Source organism: Parahaliea maris, assembly GCF_008064665.1.
Lineage (GTDB): Bacteria > Pseudomonadota > Gammaproteobacteria > Pseudomonadales > Halieaceae > Parahaliea > Parahaliea maris.
Window position 1 is genome coordinate 88,828 of record NZ_VRZA01000003.1, and the last position, 23,317, is coordinate 112,144.

Here is a 23,317-nt window from a genome sequence, read left to right on the forward strand (position 1 = left end):
CGATCAGGCCGCCCGACGAGCACCGGTGTGATCGGCAATCAACTGCCTCAGCACGGAGTCCGGCGGAATTTTGGTGACATGGGCGGTGGCGCCACGCGCCTGGCCCTTGGCAATGTCGAAAATGCCATCGGAGGAGGAGAGCATGATCACCGGCGTGTTGCGGGTGTCCTCTGCGTTACGGATCAGGGTACAGGTCTGGTATCCGTCCAGCTCCGGCATGGTGATATCGAGAAAAATAATATCGGGCTTGAAGCGGCGCAGCATGCCGAGCGCCTTGTAGCCGTCTTCGGCGCATTCCACTTCACAACCCATGTTTCTGAGCGTGTGCGACATCATCATGCGGATGGTTTTTGCATCATCCACAATGGCGACTTTGACGCCGCTGATATCGAGCTCTTCTGTCTGGTCCGTCATTTGTAACCTCGCAGCTTCTGATTCCGGCGCCACAGTGCGGGCGTCCGGCGTTCACAGTATTTAAATTGGGCATCGGCGCTTCAAGGAAAAACTGGAGTTTTCTCCAGTTAGGCAGCAACCGTGATCTATGTCTCAAAACCCGGGAAAGCCATTGAAACCGGCCTATTCGTAGAGCTGCTCCAGCGCACTGGCTAGAAGTTCAGGGCTGGCACTGCGATGAATGAGTCCGCTGGCCAGTGCCGCCTCGGGAATCCCGCGGCAGACTGCCGAAGCAGGCTCCTGCACCCACATTCGACATCCGGTGGTGTCGAGCACATCCAGACTTCCGGCGCCGTCGTTGCCCATACCGGAAAACAGAATCAGCCCACGCGCTGGCAACGCTGCGGCAGCGAATATGATCGCCAGTTCGTCGATATCGGGGGTGTGTCCCGCTCCCCAGCCGCTGTGAGGTTCCGCGAACACGTCTCCCGCAGAGAATCCAACGCGACAGCGTGGGGGCACGATCAGTACCGCCCCGGGACGCAGTGTGTGGCGCTGCTGGATCAGCTCCATCTGAAACAGATCACTGGCGCAGGTCAGTTGGCGCAGCTGTTCCTGGCGAGCAGGGTCGTAATGCTGGGCATAGAGGAAAGCCACCGGCGGTCGGCGCCGAAAGCTGGCAAAAAACCGCTGTACAGCGACCGTGGCCCCGGCGGAACCCGCCAGCAACCAGACCGCCTCCAGGCGTGTAGTCAGCCCCTGGCAGACCTCGGCTTCGCGCAGCGTGGTGAGTGAGCGCTCAATCGACACGGGGAAACATAAAGTTCTTGAATGGCTCCAGGTGGCCGGGCTGAAAATCGCCCAGTTCATAGATATTGAGTCGGTACATCAGGGTCAGGCAGCGCTGGAACGCCTCTTCGGCATCGTAGGCCGAGGGCGGAATGCGGTAGCGATCGGTCACCTGGGCATAGATCAGTGTCGCGATCTCCCGTCGCCCCTGGTCCTCCCGGTAAAGCAAGTGGTCAACCGGCGAGGAGACAACCCCCGGGCCGTACACCAGGAACGCCTCCCAGTGGCGTTCGTCCTGATGCTCTCCCAGCAGCGACACCAGGAAGCGGACCATATTGCTGAGCTCTTCCCGCGGTGGCAGCACGTCCTTGTGCAACCAGCTGCGCAGTTCCGATTCCCGCCAGTGACTGTTGATCGCGAGCAGGCTGATAACCCGGCCCTCAGCCAGGGGTGGCGCCACCCCGCTCAGGTCCCAGAGCATGTTGAGCCTCGCCGAGAAGCCAAGGGCGACCGGAGGACGCTCCTGGGCGAGATCGCGATACTGCTCTGCGTACTCCGCCAGAGGGCGACGCCGGGGCTTGTCCTGGGCAGTTTCCTGCCCCTGCTTGCTTTCGGTCACTTTCTCTGTCACTTGGAGCCTTCCACGGCAGCCTCCCGGAGGCGCTTGTTATAGGTGGGTACAGAGACACCGAGCACCACCGCCCGCTGTTTCAGCGATACGCCCGCTCCCTGACTTTCCAATTGTTTGAGCAGCAGGGTGCGGGCGGTCGCCAGCGGGTCTGTTGCGTCGTCCGCCGCTTCCGCCAGCCAGGCGCGCACCCGTTCATCCATGCTTTTCCACAGCATGCTTTCGCCGCGTTCGCTGTCGCGTTCGGCGATTCGAGGTTGCCAGCGCTGCACATTGCGCGAGGTGGTTTGCAGTCGGCGAGCCGCCTTGGGCGGCTGCCCGCCACACTGGGCCAGCACCGCCAGCACCACCTCGTCTTCGAGCCACAGCCCCAGGGGCTCACACGCCCGGGTCGATAGCGCGTGGTGCACGGCTTCCGCCAACCCGAGTTCCAGCTCCTCTGTGGCAGAGGGTCGATAGCGACCAAGGTTGGACAATTCACCGCCGAAGCCGTCAACGATGGGCTCGAGCACGCGCTGCTGCTCCCGGGCCGCCCCCAGCAGGCCCAGGTCGGCAGGGCTCACCCAGGCGTCACTGGCCGAACCCAGGGCGTCACTTATCCGCTGGCGCATTTCGCTGATGTTGCCCTCCCAGGTGTGGGCGAGCATGGCGCGCTCGGCCTCGGGAGTAAACCGGTGCTCGGCGAGATCGCGGTCCGCGCATTCCTGCTGCAGTATCTTGTCGGCCCAGCGCAGCACGGCGCGCTGGCGGTCACGGATAGGTGGAACGAAAATGGGGTAGCCGGCAAACACACTACCGAGCCTTTCCTGCAATTGCTGGGTGCGAACCAGGCGCTCGATAGAGTCTGGCAGCAGAGCCACAAACCGCGCTTGGGACAGGGGCTGGGGCGGACGGGTATCGAGTACCGTACGGGTGCTGAGCTGCCGGGCGAGCCGGGTTTGCGCCTCTGTGCACATCAGGTGGGGGTACTTGAAGACCAGGGTTTTGCCGACGCTGGCCTTGAGTGCCCTGGCAATGGCCCGGTTGGCGGCATCACAGTTGCGAAACTCCCGGCAGTCGATGGCGACCAGGTGGCCCGGCAGCCCCCCGGCTTCCTCGTGCACCACCCGCGCCACGTACATCTTGCCGGTGCCCCGGGCGCCGATGATCGCGATGGGCATATGGGTCTTGGCGAGAAAGGCCGCACGGTCGACCGCCCCTTCCATATTGTCCAGGACATAGCCGGTGTTACTGCCGGGGCGCTGCCCGCCGGCACCGCCCTCCGTGTCCCAGAGACCTTGCTGCTTCACATTGCACTACATCTTGTTATGTCGTCAGCCACCCCTGTTCAGAAGGTAGCCCCCGTTCACCAATATAGGGATTCCCGGCGCCCATGGCCATAGGCGATACCGGGATCTGGAAGGCATCGGGCGCAACGCCGCGGACTGGTTGAGCGCTGGTGATAGTCCCTCAGTGGCGCACGGCCTTGATGACCTCGCGCGCGAGATCCCAGCGATCGAAACCCTGGGCGCCGTAGTCGAGACCCCGGCGCACAATGACAAGGTCGTGGGAGGGCACCACGATCACAAACTGGCCGCGGTTGCCGGCGGTACTGTAGGCATCCGCAGGCACCTCACCCTTGCGTTCATCGGGCACCAGCCACCACTGTCCACCGTAGAAGTTGCCGCTCCCGGCGGTGGCCGGGGCCGGGTGGCGAACGAAGTCGATCCACTCCCGGGGCAACAACTGCTCTCCCTGCCATTCACCCTGCTGCAGGTACAGCTGGCCAAAACGGGCCAGGTCCCGGGCATTGGTGTACACCTGGCTGCTGAGGATAAAGTCGCCAAAGCGGTCTGTACTCACCAGGGTATTGCGCATGCCCAGCTTGTCCAGCAACGCCCGGCGCGGGTATTCCCTGTAGGCCTGTTCACCCAGCACCTGCTTCATGGCCAGCACGGCGAGCAGGGTGTCGTAGTTCTCGTAGTCCCAGAAACTCCCCGGCGCGCGCACCAGCCCCCGATCGAGGGCGCCCTTTACCGAACTGGCGCCAGCCCAGTAGGCGAGGCCCGACCCGGTAGCGTACTCCTTGTTAAAGCTGTCTACCGGATAGAGGCCACTGGACATATTAAGCAGGTGACGCAGGGTGATGTCTGCCCGCGGGTCCACTCCGGCTTCCAGTTGCGGTCCGAAGGGCAGGTTGAGGGGCTCATCCAGTTTCAGTTTTCCCGCCGCCACCAGTTGCCCGATCAGGGAGACCGCGATGCTCTTGGCAGTGGACCAGGTGCGGGTACGGGTGTGCATGTCGAAACCCGGTGCGTAGCGCTCATGGATAATCTGGCCGCGGTAAAGCACCAACAGGCTGATGGTGTCCTGCTCGGGCGTCTCACGCTGGAAGGCCCAGTCTGATGCCGCCTGTAGCGCGGCGCCGTCGATGCTGTCGGGTATCGGTTGCTCGGGTATGGCGTCGCCCATCGGCCAGGGGAGGTCAGCCGGGTTGCCGGCTGGCGGTGGCAGGTCGAGCTGGGGCAGGGTGCCAATGTCGGCCAGTGTCTGTTCCGGCGCCAGTACCACACAGCCGATGCCCGGCCGGAAGGCAGCGTGGATCGCCTGATCGCCAGTGGGGGCGGCAACGGTCACCGCCTGCTGCTCACGGTGCACCTGTAGTTCGCCCGGCACGGTATCAGCCTGGAAACGCACCAGGTAGGCCAGTTCCTGGGCTCGAACCTGAGCCAGGGTACGGTCGGAAGTGTACAGGCCGTTACAGGCCAGCACCGCCTCCACTCCGTGTCGGATCAGCTGCCGCTGGTGCTGGAAGTAATCCTCACCCTGGCTCGCCGATGAACCCAACAAGCTCGTCAGGGCAAGAGCTGGCGCACAGACCCATCGGGAAAGCACGGGAAACTTCATCAGAAGGGGATGTCGTCATCCCCGTAATCTGCCGCGGGCCCGGGGTCCATGTTCGGCGGAGGCGCCTCATCCCCGGGATAGCCGCCCGCAGCCGCGGCAGCGGGAACCACTTTCCAGCCTTGCAGGTTGTTGAAATAGCGGCCGTTGTACTCACGACCGCGAATATCAAAGCTGACGGTGACTTCCTGCCCGGGCTGCAGGTCATCGAGCAGGGCAATCTTGTCCTGGACAAACTCCAGGTTGATCTCCTGTGGATAACGGCCGTCGTCAACAGTGACCACCATTTCCCGCTTGGTAAAGCCACTGTTGAACGTCTGCGGCTCCTGGATGAGTTTGATTTTTCCGGTAAGCTCGTAGGCCACGATAATCCTCCTTGATCAGACGTCCAGGTTAGCCACGGACAACGCATTCTCCTCGATGAAGTCCCGGCGAGGTTCCACGTGATCTCCCATCAGGGTGGTGAAGATCTGGTCGGCGGCGATCGCATCCTCGATCGTCACCTTCAGCATCCGACGCACCTCGGGGTCCATGGTGGTTTCCCAGAGCTGGTCGGGGTTCATTTCGCCGAGACCCTTGTAGCGCTGGATGTTGTAGCCCTTGCGAGCCTCGGCCATCAGCCAGGCCAGACCTTCCTCGAAGTCGCGGGTGTTGAGCACCTTCTCCCCGCGCTTGAAGTAACCGCCCTCGTCGATGAGATTATTCACGGTGTTCCCCAGCGCCACCAGGCTGCGGTACTCACCCGAGGCGAAGAACTCGTGGTGATACTCGGTCTCGGACTCGACGCCGTGGGCCAGCAGTTTTACCACGGGGAAGAATATCTGCCGCTCCGGGTCCTTGCGCACCACGACCTGATAGGCACTCCCCTTGGGAGTCACTGGAAGTAAGCGCTCACTTAGCTGTTCGGCGAAGGCCGCGACCCGGGCCTCGTCCTTGAGATCATCCACCGTGATGTGCTCGCCGTAGATCATCTGCCACAACACCACCGGGGCGTACAGTCGACTCAGACGGTCGATGGTCGCAGCTACCCCACGGAACTCTCCCACCAGTTGCTCCAGGCCCTCCCCAGCGATGGGGGGGGCATCGTCGTTCACATGGATGGCAGCGCCGTCCAGGGCCGACTGGGTCAGGTATTGGCGCAGGGCTTCGTCATCCTTGAGGTAGGTGTGTTGCTTGCCCTTGGCGACCTTGTACAGGGGCGGCTGGGCAATAAAGATGTGGCCCCGTTCGATCAACTCGGGCATCTGCCGGAAGAAGAAGGTCAGCAACAAGGTTCTAATATGGGACCCATCAACATCCGCATCGGTCATGATGATGATGCTGTGGTAACGGAGTTTGTTAGGATCGAATTCATCCTTGCCAATGCCACAGCCCAGCGCGGTCACAATCGTGCCGACTTCCGCGGAGCCCAGCATTTTGTCGAAGCGCGCCTTCTCCACATTCAGGATCTTTCCCTTCAGAGGCAGAATGGCCTGGAAGCGGCGGTTGCGGCCCTGCTTGGCAGAACCGCCCGCGGAGTCACCCTCCACCAGGTAGAGTTCTGACAGGGCGGGATCTTTCTCCTGGCAGTCCGCCAGTTTGCCTGGCAGGCCGGCGATATCCAGCGCGCCTTTGCGGCGAGTCATTTCCCGCGCCTTGCGTGCGGCCTCACGCGCACGGGCCGCGTCCAGCATCTTGCCGACCACGGCCTTGGCTTCCTGCGGGTTCTCCAACAGGAAGTCATTAAATTCCGTACCCATGGACTGCTCCACAGCGGTTTTTACCTCTGAGGAAACCAGCTTGTCCTTGGTCTGGGAAGAGAACTTCGGATCCGGCACTTTCACCGAGATAATGGCCGTGAGACCCTCGCGCGCATCGTCCCCGGTGGTGTTGACCTTGGCCTTCTTCGCCAGGCCCTCGCGCTCAATGTAGTTGTTGAGGCTACGGGTCAGGGCCGCCCGGAAACCGGCGAGGTGGGTACCGCCATCGCGCTGCGGAATGTTGTTGGTGTAGCAGTAGATGGCTTCCTGAAAGGAATCGTTCCACTGCAGGGCGACTTCAACACCAATGCCGTCATCCGTATCCAGTTGGAAGTGAAACGGCTTGTTAATGGGTGTCTTGTTCTGGTTCAGGTAGTTAACGAAGGCATTGAGGCCGCCCTCGTAGGCATAGGTCTCTTCCTTACCGCTGCGTTCGTCCTTGAGGACGATACGGACGCCGGAGTTCAGGAAGGCCAGTTCGCGCAGCCGCTTTGCCAGGTGTTCGAAGTGGAATTCGATATTGGTGAAAGTTTGCGCGGAGGGCTTGAAGCGCACGCTGGTCCCGGAGCTTTCTGTATCCCCGATCACCGCCAGCGGTGCCTGCGGAACACCGTGGCGATAGACCTGCTCATACATTTTGCCTTCACGGCGTATGGTCAGCGTCAGCTCTTCTGACAGGGCGTTGACCACTGAGACCCCCACCCCGTGAAGCCCTCCAGAAACCTTGTAGGTGTTGTCATCAAACTTGCCGCCGGCATGGAGCACGGTCATGATCACTTCCGCGGCGGAGACACCCTCTTCGTGCATCTCTGTGGGGATACCTCGACCGTCGTCCCCCACACTCACCGACTCATCGGGATGGATGACAACGTCAATTTGCGAGCAGTGTCCTGCGAGCGCCTCATCGATAGAGTTATCGACCAGCTCAAACACCATGTGATGCAGGCCGGTACCGTCATCCGTGTCCCCGATGTACATGCCAGGACGCTTGCGGACGGCGTCCAGGCCCTTGAGTACCTTGATGCTTGAAGAATCGTAGTTCTGTTCCTGCTCGCTCATATTCTGAAAGACTCTCTTGTCATCCCTTGGTGGGGCCCACCTATGAAGGCGCCCCGTTATTACTGTGCGCCAACCTCACCATGTTCCACGTGGAACATCGCCAGATCAGCCTTCCCCGACCAGCGGTTGGCCAGGCTTCCCTGCTCGACACAGGTAATGAATACCTGCGCCCCCAGTGCATCGAGCTCCTCGCACACTCTCTGACAATGCTGGGCATCAAGTTCAGAGGGCAGGTCATCCACCAGGTAGGTACATTGCCGTGCCGCTGTTTCCTGCATTAACTGGCCCTGAGCCAGCTTCAAGCCGCACACCACCAGCTTCTGCTGGCCTCTCGACAACACATCCTCGGCCGCCCGACCGTCTATCATTACCTTGAGATCAGCCCGCTGAGGTCCAACCTGGGTGAAACCCTTCTCGCGATCAGACGCAAGCGTTGCTTCCAGCGCTTCTTCGTAGGTGAGGCGTCGATCCCAACCCTGGCGAAGCCGCAGTTCAAGCTCTCCCAGGTGCGGTAACAACCGGTCCAGAATCGCCCTGAATCGCGGCGCCAACTCACTAAAATAGGCCTGCCGAAACAGGTTTAGCTGCTGGCCTGACTGGGCGAGCTCCCGAGTCCAGGCGGTTATTTCCCGATCGCCCAGTTTATCACGCCGAAGGCCGCTATTGCGCTGTTTAATGCAGCGCTGAAACCGCTGCCACTCAGGAAAAAAGCGATGTTCCACGTGGAACACACCCCAATTCAGGTATTGTCGTCGTGCAGCAGGGGTCCCGGTGAGCAAGGCGAAACTCTCCGCGTTAACGACCTGAAGAGGTAATTGGTCCACGAGTTGGGAGACCGCTCTGACCGATTGCCCCTGCACCCGTAGCGTTACCTCCCCGTCGAGACGACGCTGTACACCGAGAGTGACACGGGCGCCGCTCTTTGCCCGCACCGCACCCTGGACGACACAATCATTTTCCCCGTGGGTGATCAAGGTCTTTGCACTGGTTCCGCGAAAGGACCTCGCCATCCCGAGCAAATGGATGGCCTCGAGAATCGAGGTCTTGCCGCTGCCATTCTCACCAAAACAGACATTGATGCGACCGATATCCCTCAGGGACACAGACCTGAGATTGCGGATATGGTGGATGTTGAGCTGTTCGAGAGCCAAGCGGGGAGGGGGAGTAAGGAGATTATTGCCAGCCCCGCCTGATACACAGGGCTGGCAGTCAGGGTGTAGGTTACAGGCGCATCGGCATCACGACGTACACCGAATCGTCACTCTCGGTTTCCTCCAGGAGGGCACTACTATTCGGATCGGAGAGCGAAAGACGGACTTTCTCACCGCTCAAGACCCCGAGGACATCCAGCAGATAACTGACGTTAAAGCCGATTTCGAGGCTGTCGCCCTCGTAATCGACCGGCACGGACTCCTCGGCCTGCTCCTGTTCCGGGTTGTTGGCTACAATCTCCATGGCGCCGCTCACCAGTTTCAGGCGAACACCGCGATACTTTTCGTTGGACAAAATCGCTGTGCGGGTAAAGGCCTGGCGCAACTCTGTCCGGGAACCCACCACCAGCTTGTCGGGAGCGCGAGGGAGCACCCGCTCGTAATCGGGAAATTTGCCGTCTACCAGCTTGGAGGTGAACGTGAAATCCTCTGTGGTCGCCCGCATGTGGTTGCTACCGAGTACGATGCCAATGTCGGCATCATCGTTCATCAGCAGGCGGGCCAGCTCCAGCACCCCTTTGCGCGGGAGAATCACCTGGGCGTCCTCCGGCATATCGACACCGGACGGCAGGGTGCACATGGCCAGGCGGTGACCATCGGTCGCCACGACCCGCATACGGCCCTGCTTCAACTCCCACAGCATGCCGTTGAGGTAATAGCGCACATCCTGCTGTGCCATGGCGAACCCGGTGCGATCGATAAGACGCCGCAGCTGGCCCTGCTTGATGGCGAACTGGTGGGTTCCGATACTGTCGTCAACGCTGGGAAATTCCCGGGCCGGCAGGGTGGAGAGCGTGAAACGACTGCGGCCAGACTTTACCGAGACCTTGCTGTCTGCGGCGCTGAATTCAATGTCGCTTCCCTCGGGCAGGGACTTGCAGATATCGACCAGTTTCCGGGCAGGCACGGTCAGTTCACCGTCAACGCCGGCGGCGGGTAGTTGTACGCGGCCAACCAGTTCTACTTCGAGGTCAGTACCCGTCAGGGAGAGCCTGTCTCCCTCGAGTACCAGTAACACATTGGACAGTATGGGCAGGGTCTGGCGACGTTCCACCACGCCCGCTACAAGGTTGAGTGGCTTGAGCAATGCATCCCGAGAAATCACAAATTTCATAGCTTGTTGTATTCCTTAACTCATCGCCCGCCGCGATGGTAATTCCGCCTATCCCCAGCCAGTGTCGCAGATTCGACTCCCTGGCCCAACAAAGCAATATAAAGCTGCCCTCGCCGACGTCAGGTAGTCAGGGAACGCAGCAGATTTTTATAGTCTTCGCGTATATCGGAGCTCGTTTCGCGAAGCTCCTTGATTTTACGACATGCGTGCAGAACTGTCGTGTGGTCCCGACCACCAAAGCTGTCACCGATTTCCGGCAGACTGTGGTTGGTCAGTTCCTTGGCCAGCGTCATGGCGACCTGTCGCGGCCGCGCTACGGAACGACTGCGGCGCCGGGACATCAGATCCGCCACCTTGATTTTGTAATACTCCGCCACGGTGCGCTGTATATTGTCCAGGCTAACCTGCTTGTCCTGCAGCGCGAGCAGGTCTTTCAGGCTTTCCTTGATCAGCTCGATGTCGACAGGCTTCCCTGTGAAGTGAGCACTTGCTATCACCCTTTTAAGCGCGCCTTCTAGCTCCCGTACATTGGAGCGTATGCGTTGGGCAATAAAAAAGGCAGCCTCCGGCGGCAATTCGATGCCGGCCTGGTTGGCCTTGTTCATGAGAATTGCCACCCGGGTTTCCAGTTCGGGCGGCTCGACTGCCACCGTCAGGCCCCAGCCGAAGCGGGACTTCAAACGCTCTTCAAGCCCGTCCAGCTCCTTGGGATAGCGGTCGCAGGTGAGGATCATCTGCTGGCCGCCCTCCAGCAGGGCATTAAAGGTGTGGAAGAATTCCTCCTGGGAACGATCCTTCTTGGCGAAGAACTGGATGTCATCGATCAGCAGGGCGTCCACTGAGCGATAAAACCGCTTGAACTCATTAATGGCGTTGAGCTGCAGGGCCTTTACCATATCGGCGACAAATCGTTCTGAGTGCAGGTAGACCACCTTGGCGTCCGGTTTGTCCGCTCGCAGGGCATTACCGACAGCGTGCATCAAGTGGGTCTTACCCAGACCCACCCCGCCGTACAGAAACAGCGGGTTATAGGCAGAGCCGGGGTTTTCGGCAACCTGCCGGGCCGCAGCCAGGGCCAACTGGTTGGATTTACCCTCGACAAAATTGTCAAAGGTGTAACTGCCAAGCAGCCCGGGTTGATGGGCCACTGATGGTTCAGCACGCTCACTTTCGACGACACGCGGTTGGGGTGCCACCCGTTGGGGTGCAACGGGTTCCCGCCTCGGGGGTGCCTGCCGCACCGCTGGGATCGACCCGGCAGTCGCGGCGCCGGACACCAGCGGTGCCGATTGCGGTGACCCAACGACTGGCTGCACGGGGGGAGCATCGTGAGTCGGCTGGGGTCCACTGCCAATCTCAAGCACCACATCCGGGGCCAGCTCGCCCTCGATTTCCCGCACCAGTTCGTGAATGCGCGAGGAAAACTTGTTGGCGACAAAATCCTTGATGAAGCGGTTGGGGGCAAACAAGGTCAGCATCTGCCCCTCCTGGGCGGCCTGCAGGGGCCGAATCCAGGTATTGAATTGTTGAGACGGCAGCTCGGTCTGCAGTCGGTCGATGCAACGCTGCCAGGTGATGCCAGGCAAACTATCCCCCTGAGGGCCACATCAATGTGGCTGTCCTTGAATTGGTTTTTAACGGTCGTTCAAACTGTGAGTAAGTTCTTATGTCCCCGACGTTTCCGGCGTCAGGAAGGCGAATCATACGCCCAGAAAATTCACTTATCCACAAAAAAGAGGTACCGGTGTGCAGTTTTTTTATTATTAGAAATCAGTACCTTATACACGCTCTCAAGGCAAGCACGAGGCGCCGGGAAAGGTTATCCTGCAAGCCATCCACCTGTGGATATCCTGTGTGTTTCTTTGTGGGAAATTGTGCACTGAACGCTACAGGCCGCGTCTTCTCTGGCGCGGCAGAAAAATTGGACGAAGGACACCAGGGCGGTGTGAAGCCTGCAAAAAAACCACTTTCAGCGTTGTATTGGCTGGGCCGTTTCACTAGAATACCCACCCTTTTTTCCGGCCCGGGTATGAACCCTGGCTTTCGACTTTATATATAGCTACTGGAATCAGTGTCATGAAAAGAACTTTTCAGCCCAGCGTTCTCAAGCGCAAGCGCACCCACGGCTTCCGGGCCCGCATGGCCACCAAAAACGGCCGCCAGGTCCTGAACCGTCGTCGCGCCAAAGGCCGCAAGCGCCTCGCAGCCTGATTCGGCTGCCTGCGCAGCGATGAGTGGCGTGGCGCAGCCTGACGGCTCGCACTCCTGCTTCGGCAAAGAGAAGCGCCTGCTCACCGCCAGCGACTACAGCCGGGTTTTTGACGGCGCAGAAGCTCGCGCTTCGCACAAACACGTTTTGCTGCTGGCAAAACAAAATGACAGACCCGGGCATCGCCTGGGTTTGGTCGTGGCTAAAAAAAATGTTCGCCTGGCGGTACAGCGCAACCGCGTCAAACGCCTCGCCCGAGAGGTATTCCGCCAGGCCGACAACAACCCGCCCTACATGGATGTGGTTCTGCTGGCCCGACGAGGGATCGACCAGTTGGATAATGCCGAGCTATCCTCTATATTGCGCGGGCAATGGCGGAAACTGGAGAAACGGGTTTCCGAAGCAGAAACCAGCGAACGCCGGGGACGCTGATGCGCCGCTTCTCTGTATTCCTTATTTCGATCTATCAGGCCTGCCTGAGTCCGTTTCTCGGCAACCGCTGTCGGTTTTACCCCAGCTGTTCCGCCTATGCCCAGGAAGCGATCGAGGAATACGGGGTAATAAAAGGAAGCATGATGGCCGCACGCAGACTGTCCCGCTGTCACCCCTGGCACGAGGGCGGTGTAGACCCGGTGCCCCCCCGCACACAGACTCACTGATACGAACACACTATGGATTTGCAACGTTCTTTGCTGATCGGCGCCATCGCCGTGCTGTCCTTCATGCTGCTCACCGAGTGGGTCGCCTTCAAGGATGCCAGAACCCAGGCGGCGGCTCCGGTCACCACCCGCCTGACAGAAGCCCCCGTCACGGAAGTTCCGGGTTCCGATGTCCCGGCGGTAGCTGCTGCGCCGGCGGACGCCACCGAATTGCCCGAAGACTTGCCAGCGGCACCTGATGCTCCCGTCAACGCTGAGCCCGCCGTGGCAGACACAGCAGCCACAACCGGCGATATCGTGCGCGTATTCACCGACGAATTGCAGGTGGCAATCGACCTCCGCGGTGGTGACATCGTCGAGCTGGCGCTGGTCGAGCACCTGGAATCCCTCGAAGGCAAACCCTTCGTGCTCCTCGAACAGAATGGCAACCGGGTCTACACCGCCCAGTCCGGGCTGATTGGTCCCAACGGGATCGACAGCAACGGACGGGCACAGTTCTCCAGCGCCCGCAGTGAATACCGTCTGGCCGACGGGCAGGACACCCTTGAAGTCGACCTGCTGTGGTCTGACCAGAGTGGTCTCAAAGTCACCAAGCGCTACAGTTTCCAGCGCGAACATTTCCTGGTGAAAGTCGAATACCTGGTCCAGAACGACAGCCAGCAGCGCTTCCAGGCCAACCTGTTTGGCCAGCTGAAGCGGGACAGCACCCCTGCCCCCAACGCCGACACCGGCGGTATGGGGATCAAACCCTTCCTGGGCTCGGCACTGACCCAACCCGACGAGCGCTTCACCAAGTTCAGCTTCGACGACATGAAGGAAGAACCCTTCAAGGCGCAGCTGCCCGGAGGCTGGATCGCGATGATCCAGCACTACTTCCTCAGCGCCTGGATTCCGGCACCCGAGCAATCCCACACCTACAGCACCCGGGTCACCGGCAACGGTTTCAACATTGCCGGTTTCACCAGTCCTGCCCTGGTGGTGCTGCCGGGAGAAAGTGGTTCGGTAGGCGCACGATTCTACGCCGGCCCCAAGGACCAGTACCGGTTGGAGAAAATCTCACCCTACCTGGATCTGAGCGTGGACTACGGTTGGTTGTGGTGGATTGCCCAGCCCCTGTTCTGGCTACTCACGAAAATCCACGCCTTTGTCGGCAACTGGGGTGCCGCCATCATCTGCCTGACGGTGCTGATCAAGGCGGCATTCTTCAAACTGTCCGCCACCAGCTACCGCTCCATGGCCAATATGCGCCGGGTAGCGCCGAAGATGCAGGATATCCGCGAACAGTATGGCGACGACAAACAAAAACAGTCGCAGGCCATGATGGAGCTGTACCGCAAGGAAAAGATCAATCCCATGGGGGGCTGCCTGCCCATCCTGGTACAGATGCCGGTGTTTATCGCCCTGTACTGGGTACTGATGGAAAGCGTGGAACTGCGCCACGCGCCCTTCATCCTGTGGATCAAGGACCTGTCGGTGATGGACCCCTACTTTGTGCTGCCGCTGTTGATGGGCGCGAGCATGTGGTTCATGCAGAAACTGAACCCCCCACCGCCGGACCCGATGCAGGCCAAGATCATGCAGTGGATGCCGATCGTCTTCACCTTCTTCTTCCTCTGGTTCCCGGCGGGTCTGGTGCTGTACTGGGTGGTGAACAACCTCCTGTCCATGGCCCAGCAGTGGATCATCACCCGACAGATCGAGAAGCAGGGCGCCGCCGCCTGAGCGCCAGCATGACATTTCCGAAGGCCGCGGCATTCTTTCCCGGCCCTCGGCTTCGTATACTGCGGGCATGACCGCGTTATCCTCTCTCGACGGCGACACCATCGCTGCCATCGCCACCGCGCCAGGCCGCGGTGGGGTGGGTATTGTGCGCCTCTCCGGTCCCGCCGCACTGGCCATTGGGGAGCAGCTCTGCGGTCGTAGCCTGCAGCCGCGCCACGCCCATTTCTGCCAGTTCAGCGATACCGACGGCAGCGTACTGGACAGCGGCATCGGCCTCTACTTCCCGGCCCCCAACTCCTTCACTGGCGAGTGCGTGGTAGAACTGCAGGGCCACGGTGGTCCGGTAATCCTCGACCTGATCGTCCGCGCCTGCTGCAACCTTGGCGCGCGCCTGGCCCGCGCGGGTGAATTTTCCGAACGGGCCTTCCTCAACGACAAACTCGACCTGGCCCAGGCCGAGGCCATCGCCGACCTGATCAACAGCACCACGGAACAGGCGGCACTCAGTGCAACCCGCTCCCTGCAGGGGGCGTTTTCCCGGGAGGTCGATGAACTGGCTGAGGCGGTCACGCGCCTGCGGGTCTACGTGGAAGCCGCCATCGACTTTCCCGAAGAGGAGATCGATTTCCTCGCCGACGGCAAGGTTGCTGAACAGGTCACCGCGCTGCAACAACGATTGCAACAGGTACTGAACCAGGCGCGCCAGGGTAGCCTTCTGCGGGAGGGGATGAAACTGGTGATTGCCGGGCGCCCCAACGCCGGCAAATCCAGCCTGCTCAATGCCCTGGCTGGCCAGGACAGTGCCATTGTCACCCCGATCGAGGGCACAACACGCGACGTATTGCGCGAGCATATCCAGATTGATGGAATGCCCCTGCACATTGTCGATACGGCGGGTCTGCGGGAATCCGCCGACGTCGTGGAACAGGAAGGCATTCGCCGGGCCTGGGAGGAAATGGCCACCGCAGACCGGATCCTGCTTGTGGTGGACGGCAGTTCACCCGATGCGGATATTGCCAGCGCGGGCCTGTGGCCGGAAAAAAATGAACGCCTGGGCGCGGAACTGCCTGTTACCGTGATTCACAACAAGGCCGATCGGTCCGGACGCAAACCCACCGTCATCCAGCAAGGCAACGATACCGTCATAGAACTCTCCGCCCTGACCGGCGCCGGGATGGATCTGCTGCGCGATCATCTGAAGCAGTGCATGGGCTACAGCGATAGCACCGGCAGTCAGTACAGCGCCCGCAGGCGCCATCTGGAAGCCCTTGAAGAAGCGGCGGAATTCCTCGCGGCGGGGCAGGAACAACTGGCGGCGGCGGGCGCTGGCGAGTTGCTGGCGGAAGACCTGCGTCATTGCCACAACGCCCTCGGCACCATCACCGGCACCGTCAGCAGCGACGAACTACTGGGCGAAATTTTTTCCAGCTTCTGCATCGGCAAGTAGCGCTACCCGGCCGATGCCACAATGGTGTGATTAGGTTACAAAGTTACGCCTGCCAGGCACACAGATGAGTAACGGAACATTCAGGGTTTGCCACCAGCTTACCCACAGGTTTATCTCTACCCACACGCTGTCCACAGTTTATCGAGATAGATATCCCGCCTGTGGAAAACCGAAATGGCGAAATCCACAGAATCTGTGAGTAAAAATGGGACAGATCCTGAATCGAGCAGGGGTGAATTCTGGATAAATGCCAGTGCCACCAGGGTGGCCGAATCTGTACCCAATCCCTCCCCAGCGAAAACAGGGTTTGGAGGGGGTCAGATAAAGGGGTTCTGGCTGCGCTTGTTATCAGCGTAACTTGATGAAATAAAAGCAAAAAGTGGCACTATCCACAGAGGGGAGGCCGCTATATAAATATAACTACAACAATCTAAACTCTATATACATGGATAACAGAGTATTTATTCAATACAAGTAACAACCGACTCAACGATCAAAAAATCGCCACCCGAATGAACGCCAACATCATCGACGACATCATCCAGCGGCTTTACGCCAATGAACCCGGTTCCACCCTGTACCACTACACATCCCTGAGTGGCCTGCTGGGCATTATCGACTCGGGCCACCTGCGCGCGTCGGATGTGCGCTACATGAACGACTCCACGGAGCTGCGGCACACCCTGGATCTCATGTCCGAACACATCACCCGGCGGGTGATAAGTGGAACTGATCGGCCGGTATTGCTGAACCAGCTCGCCGACTGGCTCAGCCACCGCATCGTCAGCAGCCCCATGCTGTTTGGCGCCTCTTTTCGGGCCAACGGCAATTTGCTGAGCCAGTGGCGGGGATACAGTGTGCACGGCAAGGGGGTCAGCCTCGGGTTCGATCCGCTGCACATCCTGCACTGTGCAAAACGCCAGCAATTCCAGGTGGGGCGCTGTATCTATGATCCGCGGCAACAGGCCGGGCTGATCGAGGAGGTGGTGGACGCGGTGGAAGCCCATGCGGCGTCGGGTGCTACCCGGGACGGCGACGAACAGGCCAATCTGCAGATCTTTGAACGCATGGAAGGTCGCCTGCTTCGCCTGGCGGCAATACTCAAACACCCGGCCTTCGAGGAAGAACAGGAGTGGCGCATCGTCTCCCCCGTGATCAGCGACTGTCGCGAAGCGCCGGTCAATTTCAGGGAGGGCACCTCAATGCTGGTGCCTTGGTACGCGTTTGAGTTACGGGAGCGGGAAGGGGCCGCTGCCATGGGGCTGAACCATGTCTATCTCGGCCCCACCAGCAATATCGACCTGTCAATGAACTCCCTCGAGCTGTTTTTATCCCAGCGCGGCGCCAGCCCCCGCAACGGGATTTCCTATTGCCAGATTCCCTACCGGCAGCGTTAAAATCCCGGTAGAACACTTTTTGTACAACCGGCCGTCGAGCCGTATAATCGCCGGCCCCAAATCCCAGACAGCCCTTTGGCGAGGACAGCCCCCGTGGACTATCCGCAACAATTTGACGTGATCGTGATCGGTGGTGGCCATGCCGGCACCGAGGCCTGCCTGGCCGCCGCACGTATGGGCTGTCGCACCCTGCTGTTAACCCACAGCGTGGATACCCTCGGGCAGATGTCCTGCAACCCCGCCATCGGCGGCATCGGCAAGAGTCACCTGGTCAAAGAGGTGGACGCCCTCGGCGGCGCCATGGCCCGGGCCACGGACCGCGCCGGCATCCAGTTTCGGGTGCTGAATGCGCGCAAGGGACCCGCTGTGCGCGCTACCCGCGCCCAGGCAGACCGCGTGCTGTACCGCAATGCCATCCGCGAGATGCTGGAACAGCAGCCCAATCTGAGTATTTTCCAGCAGGCCGTCGACGACCTGTTGATCGAAAATGGCCGGGTGGCCGGTGCCGTGACCCAGATGGGTTTGCGCTTTCGGGCGCCCACCGTGGTACTGACCACCGGGACCTTCCTCGGCGGCAAGATTCATATCGGTCTGGAAAACAGTGCCGGCGGTCGCGCGGGCGATGCACCTGCGATCAAACTCGCCGAGCGTTTGCGGGAACTGCCGTTCCGGGTCGAGCGCCTGAAGACCGGCACACCGCCCCGCATCGATGCCCGCTCTGTGGATTTTTCCAACCTCGAGGAACAGTGGGGCGACACGCCCCTGCCGGTGATGTCCTTCCTCGGCAGTGTGGAGGAACACCCGGAGCAGCGCTGTTGCTGGATTACCTACACCAATGAGCGCACCCACGAGATTATCCGCGGTGGTCTGGATCGTTCACCGATGTACTCCGGGGTTATCGAAGGAGTAGGGCCGCGTTATTGCCCCAGCGTGGAAGACAAGATTCACCGGTTTGCGGATAAAAGCTCGCACCAGGTGTTTATCGAGCCCGAGGGGCTCAACTCCACCGAGCTGTACCCCAACGGTATCTCCACCAGCCTGCCGTTCGATGTGCAGTACGAACTGGTGCGCTCCATCGCTGGCTTCGAGAACGCCCACATCACCCGGCCGGGCTACGCCATCGAATACGACTTTTTCGATCCCCGGGATCTCACCTACTCGCTGGAGACCAAGGCGGTACCCGGGCTCTACTTTGCCGGCCAGATCAATGGCACCACCGGCTATGAAGAGGCCGCCGCCCAGGGACTGCTGGCGGGACTGAATGCCGCGCTCGCCGTGCGCGGAGAGGAAGCCTGGTGCCCGCGCCGGGACGAGGCCTACATCGGCGTGTTGGTGGACGACCTGATCACCATGGGCACACTCGAACCCTATCGCATGTTTACTTCTCGCGCCGAGTACCGGCTGCTGCTGCGGGAGGACAATGCGGACCTGCGCTTGACCGAACAGGGGCGCAAGCTGGGTCTGGTAGATGACACCCGCTGGGCCCGTTTCGAGGCAAAACGCGAGGACATTGCCAGCGAATCCGCGCGCCTGGCCTCCACCTTCGTGCACCCGCAGACCGCGGAAGCCAGCCAACTCGAGGTCAAATTGACCAAGCCCCTGACCCGGGAGTACTCCCTGGCGGACCTGCTCAAGCGCCCGGAGCTGGAATACGCCGATATCGCCGGCCTCAAGGGAGAACCCCTCGCCGACAGCCAGGCCGCCGAACAGGTACAGATCCAGGCCAAGTACGCCGGTTACATCGACCGCCAGCAGGATGAGATCGACCGACTGCGCCGTTATGAACACACCCTGCTGCCCGCTGATCTCGACTACAACGGGGTCGACGGCCTGTCCAACGAGGTCAAGCAGAAACTGGGCGATGCCCGGCCCGAAACCCTGGCCCGGGCCAGCCGTATTCCCGGTGTGACCCCGGCGGCCGTTTCCCTGTTGCTGATCTACCTGAAAAAACGCGGTGCCCTTGAGCGTGCCACTGCGCGCCAGTCGGCCTGAGCTGCCGGGTGGTGAACGTGCCAGACCCGGCGCTGCGGGCCGAACTCGCTGCGGGTTGCCAGAAACTCGAAGTTGACGTCAGTCCCGCGCAACTCGATCTGCTGTGCGAATACCTGGCCCTGCTCGCAAAGTGGAATCGGGCCTACAACCTGACCGCGGTACGCGATCCCGCCGAGATGGTGCGCAAGCACCTGCTGGACAGCCTCGCCATTGCGCCCCTGGTGCTTGGCCAGCGCCTGATCGACGTCGGTACCGGCGGCGGCCTGCCGGGGGTTCCCCTGTCGATACTGTATCCGCAGCGGGAATTTCACCTGCTCGACAGCAACTCGAAGAAGACCCGGTTTCTTTTTCAGGTGAAAACTGCACTGGGCTTGGATAACATGACCGTGCATCACGCCCGGGTAGAGTCGTTCCAGCCGGAGGCGCTGTTCGACACCGTGCTGTCGCGCGCCTTCGCGTCACTACAGGACATGGTCTCCGGTTGCCGGCATTTGCTGGCAGATGGCGGCCATTTTCAGGCGATGAAGGGGATCTTCCCGGAAACAGAGATCGCGGATCTGGCCGGTGTGTGCGAGATCCTGGCGGTTACTCCCCTCGAAGTTCCCGGTCTGGCGGAGCAGCGGCACCTGGTGGACATGCGTCTGTTGTCACCTGGCGCGAGCTGAGCGCGGCTGGCGAGGCGGACGCACAATATCGGGGTAACCGGCCTCTCGGGCCGGGACCAGCAAGTGGTAGGGGTGAAGGGACAAACGTGGCGAGAATCATCGCGATAGCGAACCAGAAAGGTGGCGTGGGCAAGACCACCACCTGCGTCAATCTGGCGGCTTCCCTCGCCGCGGCCAAAAAGCGGGTTTTGCTGGTGGACCTGGACCCCCAGGGCAACGCCACCATGGGCAGTGGTGTCGATAAACACGAGATTGGCTACAGCGTTTACGATCTGTTGGTGCACGGCACCCCGGTGCTGAATGTCATGGTGGGCGCCCCCGAGGGTGATTTCTCGGTCATTCCCGCCAATGGCGACCTCACCGCCGCCGAAGTGGAGCTGGTAGGAGTGGACGGCCGCGAACGCCGCCTGCAGGATGCGCTGGCCGAGGTCGAGGGCCTGTTCGACTACATCCTGATCGACTGCCCCCCGTCCCTGAACCTGTTAACGCTCAATGCACTGGTGGCCGCCCAGGGGGTGATCATCGCCATGCAGTGCGAATACTATGCGCTGGAAGGCCTTTCCGCCCTGCTCGATACCATTTCAAAGGTGGCCGGTGCGGTGAACCCGGGCCTTGGTGTCGAAGGGATCCTGCGCACCATGTACGATCCGCGCAACAGCCTGACCAACGATGTTTCCAGCCAGTTGCACCAGCACTTTGCCGGCAAGGTCTACCGTACGGTAATTCCGCGCAATGTGCGGCTGGCCGAAGCGCCCAGCCACGGCCTGCCAGTCATGTACTACGACCGCTATTCACGGGGCTCGAAGGCCTACATGGCACTGGCCGGCGAAATCATGCGCCGGGACGAAGGTGCGCCATCGTCGGTATCGGCCGACGGCATCGTTACGCCGACCCTGATTATGGCAGCCGACGGAGATAGCCAATGACAGCCAGGAAACGCGGGCTAGGCCGGGGGCTCGACGCCCTGCTGGGCGCCAGCAATACCGCACGTGAAGCTGTGGAATCGGCGGAAGAAGTCGCCGCGTCGATTGCCAAGGGCGAACCTTCCGAAGACGAGCTTCGGCAATTACCGGTCGACCTGATCCAGCGCGGCAAATACCAGCCGCGCCGCGATATGGATCCCGAGGCGCTGCAGGAATTGTCCGAGAGCATCAAGGCGCAAGGCGTGATGCAACCGATTGTGGTGCGGCGAATCTCCGATCGGAAGTACGAAATCATTGCCGGTGAGCGGCGCTGGCGTGCTACCCAGCTGGCGGGGCTGGACAGTATTCCCGCCGTGATCCGCGATGTACCGGACGAAGCGGCCATCGCCATGGCGCTGATCGAGAACATCCAGCGCGAAGATCTCAATCCCGTGGAAGAGGCCATTGCCCTGCAGCGCCTGCAGCGGGAATTCGAGCTGACCCAGCAGGAAGTGGCGGCTGCGGTGGGCAAATCACGCTCGACCATTACCAACCTGCTGCGCCTGATGACCCTGGAAGAAGATGTTCGCACCCTGCTGGAGCGGGGCGATCTCGAAATGGGGCACGCCCGTGCCCTGTTGGGTCTGTCCGGTAACGACCAGTCCCAGGCGGCGCGTACTGTGGTGGGCAAGGGGATGTCGGTCCGCCAGACCGAAGCCCTGGTGCGTAATCTGCTGGCAGCGAAAGAACGCCCTTCCGGTCCAGGCCAGGAAACCCGCCTGGATCCCAATATCCGCCAGTTGCAGGATGACCTGTCGCAGAAACTGGGGGCCAAGGTGCAGATCCAGCACTCCGCCAAGGGCCGTGGCAAATTGGTACTGTCCTACAACAGCCTCGATGAGCTGGACGGAATCCTCAATCACATAAAATAAATTTCTAGGCGTCAAACCACAGTATCTTGTAGTACAAAATTTCAGCAGTACAGGATGTTGTGTGTTCTGATAACTTTTAATTAAAGTGGGCGAATTATGTTCCTATCATGTAGGAACTCGCGGGGAACTTTCGCGGTCACAACACTTCTGTTCAGTTGAACCGCCCCCCATATTGCACCTATAATGCGCGCGCCCAAAAGGATGAAGTTTTCCCGTGGAGCAGCGCAGCAGGCGCGATAGCAGTGACCCCCCGACAGCGCGCGGGGCGCCCATCGCAAAACCACCTGTTTACCGCATCAGCCAGACCCAACTGACGGTGCTGGCTTTGTTGTGTCTGGCGCTTCTGCCCGTGGACAGGGTCTGGGCGGTTTCCGCCCTGTGTGGTGGGTTGGTGGCGGTAGTGCCCCAGGCCTGGTTTGCAGCCAAAGCCTTTGCCCATCGCGGCGCCCGTTCGGCGCGGGAAGTGGCCAACGCCGGTTACAGCGGTGAGGTGGTCAAGTTCCTGCTGAGCGCAGTGGGTTTCGCGGCGCTGTTCATCCTGCTGCGACCGGTATCGCCGCTGGCGGTATTTGGCGCATACATCGCGATGCTCGCGATACAGATTACTGGAAGCTGGATGCTGCTGCGGCGGGGTTCGGAAAAAAGAGCATAGACGCAAGAGTTGGAATAGATGGCAGGCGAAAACCAGACCGTTTCCGAATATATCGTTCACCACCTGACGAACCACACCTTTGGCAAGTTGCCTGCTGGTTACGAGCGTTACGACGGCTCGATTGTTGGTGAAGGCGGTGCCTGGGTTATGGCTCACGGTGGCGAAGAAGCCGCCGCCATGGGATTCAACGCCATCCACGTCGATTCCATGGCCTGGTCTATCGGCCTCGGCATCCTGTTCTGCTGGCTGTTCCGCCGCATGGCGGTCAAGGCGACCTCCGGTGTACCCAGCGGCATGCTCAACGCAGTGGAAATGATTGTCGGCTTTGTCGATAACACCGTTCGCGACACTTTCCACGGCCGCAACAAACTGATCGCGCCCCTGGCCCTGACCATCTTCGTCTGGGTCTTCCTGATGAACCTGATGGACCTGATTCCTGTGGACCTGGTCCCCTGGCTGCTGACCTTTGTCGGTGTGGGCTACCAGAAAATCGTTCCCTCTACCGATCCCAACATCACCATGGGCATGGCGGTGGGCGTATTCATCCTGATGCTGTACTACTCCATCAAGGTGAAGGGCTTCGGCTTCGTCAAGGAATTGACCCTGAACCCCTTCAACCACTGGGCGTTCATCCCCATCAACCTGTTCATGGAAGTGGTTGGCCTGCTGGCCAAGCCCTTCTCTCTCGGCCTGCGTCTGTTTGGCAACATGTACGCTGGCGAGATGATCTTTATCCTGATTGCAGCCCTGTTCAGCGCCGGCCTGGCGTGGGCGGTACCCGCTGGCTTGCTGCAAATAGGCTGGGCGATTTTCCACATCCTGGTAATCACCCTGCAGGCATTTATCTTCATGGTGCTGACGATCGTGTATCTCAGCATGGCCCACGAAGATCACTGATTCACTTTTACAACAACCTCTTGGTTC

Annotated in this window: 22 protein-coding genes; 12 read left to right on the plus strand and 10 right to left on the minus strand. The window is 60.5% G+C overall.

Going from position 1 to position 23,317, the window contains the following annotated elements:
* Positions 1 to 3 precede the first annotated feature (3 nt).
* The 10 genes from FV139_RS08760 to dnaA all read right to left on the minus strand — a co-directional run bounded on the left by FV139_RS08760 (position 4) and on the right by dnaA (position 11,402).
* Entirely contained in the window at positions 4 to 414 is a 411-nt protein-coding gene (locus FV139_RS08760) for a response regulator (RefSeq protein ID WP_148068068.1), read from the minus strand.
* Positions 415 to 576: 162 nt separating this feature from the next.
* A complete protein-coding gene (locus FV139_RS08765; RefSeq protein WP_187276459.1) occupies positions 577 to 1,203 on the minus strand; it encodes a chemotaxis protein CheB in 627 nt (208 codons plus the stop codon).
* Positions 1,193 to 1,813, minus strand: a complete 621-nt coding sequence (locus FV139_RS08770; RefSeq protein ID WP_148068070.1) for a hypothetical protein — start codon at positions 1,811 to 1,813, stop codon at positions 1,193 to 1,195. Before FV139_RS08770 ends, FV139_RS08765 begins: the two co-directional genes overlap by 11 nt.
* Complete coding sequence (locus FV139_RS08775) at positions 1,810 to 3,099, minus strand: AAA-type ATPase lid domain-containing protein (RefSeq protein WP_148068071.1); 1,290 nt, start codon at positions 3,097 to 3,099, stop codon at positions 1,810 to 1,812. Before FV139_RS08775 ends, FV139_RS08770 begins: the two co-directional genes overlap by 4 nt.
* Positions 3,100 to 3,259: 160 nt before the next feature.
* Positions 3,260 to 4,636, minus strand: coding sequence for a serine hydrolase domain-containing protein (locus FV139_RS08780; RefSeq protein ID WP_235898599.1), 1,377 nt, complete (start codon positions 4,634 to 4,636; stop codon positions 3,260 to 3,262).
* Between the two features lie 59 nt (positions 4,637 to 4,695).
* On the minus strand, positions 4,696 to 5,058 hold the full coding sequence (locus tag FV139_RS08785; RefSeq protein ID WP_148068073.1) for a DUF3127 domain-containing protein: 363 nt from the start codon (positions 5,056 to 5,058) through the stop codon (positions 4,696 to 4,698).
* Between the two features lie 15 nt (positions 5,059 to 5,073).
* On the minus strand, positions 5,074 to 7,491 hold the full coding sequence (gyrB, locus tag FV139_RS08790) for a DNA topoisomerase (ATP-hydrolyzing) subunit B (protein WP_148068074.1): 2,418 nt from the start codon (positions 7,489 to 7,491) through the stop codon (positions 5,074 to 5,076).
* Between the two features lie 59 nt (positions 7,492 to 7,550).
* Positions 7,551 to 8,642 (minus strand): DNA replication/repair protein RecF, encoded by a 1,092-nt coding sequence (gene recF / locus FV139_RS08795; protein ID WP_148068075.1) that lies wholly within the window; start codon positions 8,640 to 8,642, stop codon positions 7,551 to 7,553.
* A 70-nt stretch (positions 8,643 to 8,712) separates the two neighbouring features.
* Positions 8,713 to 9,816, minus strand: coding sequence for a DNA polymerase III subunit beta (gene dnaN / locus FV139_RS08800; RefSeq protein ID WP_148068076.1), 1,104 nt, complete (start codon positions 9,814 to 9,816; stop codon positions 8,713 to 8,715).
* Between the two features lie 119 nt (positions 9,817 to 9,935).
* Complete coding sequence (dnaA, locus tag FV139_RS08805) at positions 9,936 to 11,402, minus strand: chromosomal replication initiator protein DnaA (RefSeq protein WP_148068077.1); 1,467 nt, start codon at positions 11,400 to 11,402, stop codon at positions 9,936 to 9,938.
* A 490-nt stretch (positions 11,403 to 11,892) separates the two neighbouring features.
* Between dnaA and rpmH the strand changes: the two genes are divergently transcribed.
* The 12 genes from rpmH to atpB all read left to right on the plus strand — a co-directional run bounded on the left by rpmH (position 11,893) and on the right by atpB (position 23,290).
* Complete coding sequence (gene rpmH, locus FV139_RS08810) at positions 11,893 to 12,027, plus strand: 50S ribosomal protein L34 (protein WP_116367785.1); 135 nt, start codon at positions 11,893 to 11,895, stop codon at positions 12,025 to 12,027.
* A gap of 28 nt (positions 12,028 to 12,055) precedes the next feature.
* Positions 12,056 to 12,457, plus strand: coding sequence for a ribonuclease P protein component (rnpA, locus tag FV139_RS08815; protein ID WP_235898601.1), 402 nt, complete (start codon positions 12,056 to 12,058; stop codon positions 12,455 to 12,457).
* Entirely contained in the window at positions 12,457 to 12,684 is a 228-nt protein-coding gene (gene yidD / locus FV139_RS08820; protein ID WP_213004073.1) for a membrane protein insertion efficiency factor YidD, read from the plus strand. The genes rnpA and yidD overlap by 1 nt, the downstream gene beginning before the upstream one ends.
* A 12-nt stretch (positions 12,685 to 12,696) precedes the next feature.
* On the plus strand, positions 12,697 to 14,406 hold the full coding sequence (yidC, locus tag FV139_RS08825; RefSeq protein WP_148068080.1) for a membrane protein insertase YidC: 1,710 nt from the start codon (positions 12,697 to 12,699) through the stop codon (positions 14,404 to 14,406).
* 67 nt (positions 14,407 to 14,473) lie between these two features.
* A complete protein-coding gene (gene mnmE, locus FV139_RS08830) occupies positions 14,474 to 15,853 on the plus strand; it encodes a tRNA uridine-5-carboxymethylaminomethyl(34) synthesis GTPase MnmE (RefSeq protein ID WP_148068081.1) in 1,380 nt (459 codons plus the stop codon).
* 512 nt (positions 15,854 to 16,365) lie between these two features.
* Positions 16,366 to 17,250: a DUF2971 domain-containing protein gene (locus FV139_RS08835; RefSeq protein WP_148068082.1), complete on the plus strand. Its 885-nt coding sequence runs from the start codon at positions 16,366 to 16,368 to the stop codon at positions 17,248 to 17,250.
* A gap of 93 nt (positions 17,251 to 17,343) precedes the next feature.
* Positions 17,344 to 19,242 carry a tRNA uridine-5-carboxymethylaminomethyl(34) synthesis enzyme MnmG gene (gene mnmG / locus FV139_RS08840; protein WP_148068083.1) on the plus strand — a complete coding sequence of 633 codons (1,899 nt, stop codon included), beginning with the start codon at positions 17,344 to 17,346 and terminating at the stop codon, positions 19,240 to 19,242.
* Between the two features lie 17 nt (positions 19,243 to 19,259).
* Complete coding sequence (rsmG, locus tag FV139_RS08845) at positions 19,260 to 19,907, plus strand: 16S rRNA (guanine(527)-N(7))-methyltransferase RsmG (protein ID WP_148068084.1); 648 nt, start codon at positions 19,260 to 19,262, stop codon at positions 19,905 to 19,907.
* An 86-nt stretch (positions 19,908 to 19,993) separates the two neighbouring features.
* On the plus strand, positions 19,994 to 20,833 hold the full coding sequence (locus tag FV139_RS08850) for a ParA family protein (protein ID WP_148068085.1): 840 nt from the start codon (positions 19,994 to 19,996) through the stop codon (positions 20,831 to 20,833).
* Positions 20,830 to 21,741: a ParB/RepB/Spo0J family partition protein gene (locus FV139_RS08855; RefSeq protein WP_148068086.1), complete on the plus strand. Its 912-nt coding sequence runs from the start codon at positions 20,830 to 20,832 to the stop codon at positions 21,739 to 21,741. Before FV139_RS08850 ends, FV139_RS08855 begins: the two co-directional genes overlap by 4 nt.
* A 214-nt stretch (positions 21,742 to 21,955) precedes the next feature.
* Positions 21,956 to 22,393, plus strand: coding sequence for an ATP synthase subunit I (locus FV139_RS08860; protein ID WP_148068087.1), 438 nt, complete (start codon positions 21,956 to 21,958; stop codon positions 22,391 to 22,393).
* An 18-nt stretch (positions 22,394 to 22,411) separates the two neighbouring features.
* The gene (gene atpB / locus FV139_RS08865; RefSeq protein WP_148068088.1) at positions 22,412 to 23,290 is read left to right on the plus strand and encodes a F0F1 ATP synthase subunit A; all 879 of its coding nucleotides are present in this window, start codon (positions 22,412 to 22,414) and stop codon (positions 23,288 to 23,290) included.
* Positions 23,291 to 23,317 lie beyond the last annotated feature (27 nt).